The 5,249-nt window shown below is 68.6% G+C and carries 6 protein-coding genes; all 6 read left to right on the top strand.

What is annotated here, in order from left to right; genetic code table 11:
- The coding region (gene hisG, locus HMPREF1023_RS03595; RefSeq protein WP_156788365.1) for an ATP phosphoribosyltransferase at positions 1-823 on the top strand (823 nt) is incomplete at its 5' end.
- Between the two features lie 3 nt (positions 824-826).
- Positions 827-2,185: a histidinol dehydrogenase gene (hisD, locus tag HMPREF1023_RS03590; protein WP_009304789.1), complete on the top strand. Its 1,359-nt coding sequence runs from the start codon at positions 827-829 to the stop codon at positions 2,183-2,185.
- On the top strand, positions 2,178-3,269 hold the full coding sequence (gene hisC / locus HMPREF1023_RS03585; RefSeq protein ID WP_009304788.1) for a histidinol-phosphate transaminase: 1,092 nt from the start codon (positions 2,178-2,180) through the stop codon (positions 3,267-3,269). The genes hisD and hisC overlap by 8 nt, the downstream gene beginning before the upstream one ends.
- Positions 3,270-3,491: 222 nt before the next feature.
- On the top strand, positions 3,492-4,085 hold the full coding sequence (gene hisB / locus HMPREF1023_RS03580) for an imidazoleglycerol-phosphate dehydratase HisB (protein ID WP_009304787.1): 594 nt from the start codon (positions 3,492-3,494) through the stop codon (positions 4,083-4,085).
- On the top strand, positions 4,082-4,867 hold the full coding sequence (hisH, locus tag HMPREF1023_RS03575) for an imidazole glycerol phosphate synthase subunit HisH (RefSeq protein WP_009304786.1): 786 nt from the start codon (positions 4,082-4,084) through the stop codon (positions 4,865-4,867). The genes hisB and hisH overlap by 4 nt, the downstream gene beginning before the upstream one ends.
- Positions 4,868-4,872: 5 nt before the next feature.
- The coding region (locus HMPREF1023_RS03570) for a HisA/HisF-related TIM barrel protein (protein ID WP_035578523.1) at positions 4,873-5,249 on the top strand (377 nt) is incomplete at its 3' end.

The raw sequence follows: 5,249 nt of genomic DNA, 5'->3' as shown, positions 1-5,249 counted from the left end.
GCCCGAGCTGGGCACGCCGCTGGGCAGCGGCGGGCGCTACGACAACATGATCGGCTCGTACGGCGAGAGCCGCCCGGCCGCCGGCTTCGCGTTCTCGTTGGAGCAGGCCATGGCCGCGGCCGCCGCCGCCGAGCGCTCGGTCGACGACGAAGCCGCGCGCCCGCTGCGCATCGCGGTGCCGAAGGGCTCGCTCAACGCCGACACGGTTGCCGCGCTCGAGGCCGCGGGCCTCGATACGACCGGGCTCGACGACCCCGGCCGTCAGCTCATCATCCGCAACCCCGGCGTCGAGTACGTCATCGTGCGGCCCACCGACGCGCCCGCGTTCGTGTCGCTGGGCGCGGCCGACTGCGGCATCTGCGGGAAGGACTCGCTGCTGGAAGCGCAGTCCGACGTCGTCGAGCTGGTCGACCTCGGATACGGCGCATGCCGCTTCGTGGTGGCCGAGCCCGCCGGTGCGGCCGAGGCCACAGGCGAGCACTACCGCCGCCTGGGATCGCTGCGCATCGCCACGAAGTACCCCAACATCACGCGCGCCCACTACGCGAAGACGGGCACGCAGGTGGAAATCGTGAAGCTGCACGGCAACATCGAGCTGGCGCCCCTCACGGGCATGGCCGAGCGCATCGTCGACATCACGGCCACCGGCACCACGCTCAAGGAGAACGACCTCGTGGTGGTGGACGAAGTCCTTTCGTCGACCGCGCGCTTCTTCTCGAACACCTGCGCGTTCCGCACGGACGCGCGTATCGTACAATTGGCGAATACGCTGCAGCGGAACGCGGAAGCCTCCGCGAGCCCGGCCGGCGAGGAAAAGGAGTAGCCCATGCGCCGCATCATCTTGCAACCTGGCGAGCAGTTCACCAACGCCCACCTCAAGCGCACCGGCGCGTTCAACGCCCAGGCCCTGACGGCGGCCACCGCCATCATCGAGGGCGTGCGCGAGCGCGGCGACGAGGCCCTGCGCGCCTACACCGAGCAGTTCGACGGCGTGCGCGTGGAGGAGTTCCGCGTGTCGCAGGCGGCTATCGCAGAAGCCATCGTGAACGTCGACGACAAGACGGCGCGCGCCCTGCGTCAGGCCGCCGCACAGATCCGCGACTTCCACGAGCGCCAGAAGCAGCAGAGCTGGTTCACCGTGCGCGAGGACGGCGCGCTCGTGGGCTCGAAGGTGGAGCCGCTGGAATCCGTGGGCATCTACGTGCCGGGCGGGCGCGCGCTGTACCCGTCGTCGGTGCTGATGAACGCGCTGCCGGCCGCCGTGGCCGGCGTGAAGCGCATCGTATGCGTGACGCCGCCGACGGCCGACGGAACGCTGGATCCGGCCATTTTGGAGGCGTGCCGCATCTCGGGCGTCACCGAAATCTACGCGGTGGGCGGCGCGCAGGCCATCGCCGCGCTGGCGTACGGCACCGAGTCCATCGCGCCCGTGGCCAAGATCACCGGACCCGGCAACGCCTACGTGGCGGCGGCGAAGAAGGTGGTGTCGGGCGATGTGGGCATCGACATGATCGCCGGCCCGTCCGAGGTGTGCGTCGTGGCCGACTCCACGGCCGATCCGGCGCTCGTGGCCATCGACCTCATGGCGCAGGCCGAGCACGACCCGCTGGCCGCCTGCTACCTGGTTACGTTCGATGCGGCCTACGCCGACGAGGTGGAGCGCATGGTTGAGCGCCACCTCAATTCGTCCACACGCGCCGAGATCACGGCGGCATCGCTGGCCGACCAGGGCCTCATCGTCGTGTGCGACAGCATGCCGCAAGCCATCGAGGCCGTGAACGCCATCGCGCCCGAACACCTCGAGCTGCACGTCGACCACGCCTTCGACCTCTTGGGCGCCATCCGCAACGCGGGCGCCATCTTCCTGGGCGCCTGGACGCCCGAGGCCGTGGGCGACTACGCCGCCGGCCCGAACCACACGCTGCCCACGGGCGGCACGGCGCGCTACGCCTCGCCGTTGTCGGTGGACGAGTTCGTGAAGAAGTCGAGCGTCATCCAGTATTCGTCGCAGGCGCTCGCCCGCGATGCCGACATGGTAACCACCATCGCGCGCCACGAGGGCCTGTGGGCGCACGCCATGAGCGTGGAGATGCGCAAGAACCTGCTCGACACGGGCAACGTGTATGGGATCGAGGGCGGCGACGGAGCGGGCCGCGCGGCCGGAGACGGGGGTGCCGATGCGTAGCGTGTGCGCGGCCGCGCCCCAGCTGGCGGGCGTGGTGCCCTACGATCCGAAGTATTTGCCCGCCACCGCCGTCCTCTCGGCGAACGAGAACCCGCACGACGTCGACGACGAGATCCGCCGCGACATCATGCGCGAGGTGAAGCGCCTGCCCCTCAACCGCTACCCGGACCCGCTGGCCAACGACCTGCGCGACATGATCGCCGAAGCGAACGGGCTCGACCGCGACCAGGTGCTGGTGGGCAACGGGGGCGACGAGCTCTTGTTCAACCTGGCGCTGGCGTGGGGCGGGCCGGGGCGCACGTTCCTCAACCTGCCGCCCACGTTCTCGGTGTACGACGCGAACGCCCGCCTCACGAACACGTCGGTGGTGGACGTGCCGCGCCGCGCCGACTTCTCCATCGACGAGGAGGCCGTGCTGGCGCGCGTCGCCGAGGGCGGTATCGACTACCTGGTGGTGACCAGCCCGAACAACCCCACGGGGCAGCTTGCCAGCGAGACGTTCATCCTCCGGCTGCTCGACGCCACCGATGCGCTCGTGATGGTGGACGAGGCTTACTTCGAGTTCTCGCGCCAGACGATGCGCCCGTATCTGGCGCAGCACAAGAACCTCGTCATCCTGCGCACGTTCTCGAAGGCGTTCAGCCTGGCCGGGGCGCGTATGGGCTACATCCTGGGAGACGCCGAGGTCGTGCGCGAGTTCGTCAAGGTGCGCCAGCCGTATACGGTGGACGCCGTCTCGCAGGCCGTTGCGCGCGTGGTGTACGCGAACCGCGCGAAGTTCGAGCGCGGCATCCTGGCCGTCATCGAGGAGCGCGCCCGCCTGATCGAGGGACTGAAGAGGATTCCCGGCGTGAAGCCCTTCCCGTCGGATGCGAACTACGTGCTGTTCCGCGTGGAGAACGCGCCCGTCATCTGGGAGGCGCTGTACGAGCGCGGTGTGCTTGTGCGCGATTTCTCGCGTGCGGCGCATCTGGAGAACTGCCTGCGCGTGACCGTGGGCGCCTCCGAGGAGAACGACGCGTTTTTGCGCGCGCTGCGCGATGCGGTGATGGGCAAGTGCGATTTGAAGGTTCCGTCGACCTGACGGCCGACGGAACGAGCCGACGGCTGCGACGCGAAGCTAGTCCCCGTAGGGGGCGGCTTCCCGTGGTGCCCGATCTCGCGGCGAGGTCGAGGACTCGCGTACCGAAGTATCCCCTACGGGGACTTCCTTCGGGGCGCGCTTCGTCCTCGCCCTCCCCACGATCTCGGGCACCACGGAAACCCTCGCTGACGTTGCTGGACCAGCGATAAAGAAAGGCCAACCATGAACCAGAGAACCGCCGAAATCGTCCGCACGACGAACGAGACGGACATCCGCGTCGCGGTGAACCTCGACGGCGCGGGTGCGACCGACATCGAGACGGGCGTGCCGTTCTTCGACCATATGCTGACGGCCTTCGGAAGGCATAGCCTGATCGACCTCGACGTGCGCGCAAAAGGCGATATCGAGGTGGACGCGCACCACACCGTGGAGGACGCGGGCATCGTGCTGGGCCAAGCCGTTGCGCGTGCGCTCGGCGACAAGCGCGGCATCGCGCGGTTCGGGTCGCTTTCGCTTCCCATGGACGAGGCTCTCGTGCTGGCGGCCGTGGACATATCGGGGCGCGGCCAGCTGCACTGGGCCGTGGACGTGCCCTGCGTCATGCTGGGCACGTTCGACGCGTCGCTGGCCAAGGAATTCTTCATCGCCTTCGCCGCGAACGCGGGACTTACGCTGCACGTGCGCAGCCTGGCTGGCGAGAACGCGCACCATATCGTGGAGGCGTCGTTCAAGGCCGCAGCGCGCGCCTTGCGCCAGGCCGTCGAGCTCGACCCCCGCATCGGCGATGCGCTGCCTTCGACGAAGGGCGCGCTATGATCGCCGTGGTCGACTATCATAAGGGCAACCTCAAAAGCGTCGAGCGCGGTCTGGTCGCGGCGGGCGCCGAGGTGCTCGTCACGAGCGATCCCGCCGCCATCGCCAAAGCCGATGCCATCGTGCTGCCCGGCGTTGGCGCGTTCGCCGACGCGGCCGCCACCATGCGCGAGCTCGGCCAGATGGACGCCATCCGCGAGCGCATAGCCGCCGGCGTGCCGTTCCTCGGCATCTGCCTGGGAATGCACCTCCTGTTCGAAGAAGGCGTCGAAGGCGCGCCGCGCGAGGACGACGAAACCTCGACCCACAACGCCCGCGGCCTGGCAGTGCTGCCGGGCGTGGTAACCAAGATGCCGAAACAGGATGAACACTCCCTCTCCTACAAGGTGCCACATGTAGGTTGGAACACCGTGCATTTCGGAGACGGCAGCGAGGGGTTCGGCGGCGCCCACCAAGCGAGTTCCGCACGAGCCGGACAGTCCTGTGGACTGTCCGAGCGAGCAGGACTGTCTGAGCGACTGGGCGTTGCCGAGCTCCTCGCGGACAGGTTTCAGGAATGCCCCCTGTTCGAAGGCATACCGTCGGGCACTTACTTCTACTTCACGCATGGCTACATCGCGCCGTCGGGTCCCTTCGTCGTCGGCGAGACGACGCACAGCGTGACGTTCCCGAGCGCCGTCCAGTACGGCGAGGCGGCGTACGGCGTGCAGTTCCATCCCGAGAAAAGCTCGGATGCGGGCGCGCGTCTGCTGCAGAACTTCGTGTCCATCGTGAAAGGGGCGTGAGCGCCATGTACCTGCTTCCAGCCATCGACATTCTGGGCGGCAAGGCCGTCCGCCTCGCCAAAGGCGACTACGACCGCGTGACCGTGTACCACGACGACCCCGCCGCGCAGGCGCAGCTGTTCGAAGAGCAGGGCGCGACGTGGCTGCACGTGGTGGACCTCGACGGCGCGCGTTCGGGCATCCCTGAGAATATCGCCATCGTCGAGCGCATCATGCGCAAGACCCTGCTCAAGGTGGAGGTGGGCGGCGGCGTGCGCTCGCTCGACACCATCGCGCGCCTGGCGGACGCGGGCGTGTCGCGCGTGGTGCTGGGCACGTCGCTCGTGGCCGACCCCGACTTCGCCGAGGCCGCCATCGCGCAGTACGGCAAGCTGCTGTGCGC

Source organism: Eggerthella sp. 1_3_56FAA (assembly GCF_000185625.1).
Lineage (GTDB): Bacteria > Actinomycetota > Coriobacteriia > Coriobacteriales > Eggerthellaceae > Eggerthella > Eggerthella lenta.
The sequence above is the reverse complement of the archived record's forward strand: the minus strand, read 5'-3'. Positions and strand labels throughout refer to the sequence as shown.

Bases quoted from the DNA above. Each gene is read 5' to 3' on its own strand.
- hisH (WP_009304786.1), top strand. From the start codon at position 4,082: ATGATCGCCGTGGTCGACTATCATAAGGGCAACCTCAAAAGCGTCGAG.
- hisB (WP_009304787.1), top strand. From the start codon at position 3,492: ATGAACCAGAGAACCGCCGAAATCGTCCGCACGACGAACGAGACGGAC.
- hisD (WP_009304789.1), top strand. From the start codon at position 827: ATGCGCCGCATCATCTTGCAACCTGGCGAGCAGTTCACCAACGCCCAC.
- hisC (WP_009304788.1), top strand. From the start codon at position 2,178: ATGCGTAGCGTGTGCGCGGCCGCGCCCCAGCTGGCGGGCGTGGTGCCC.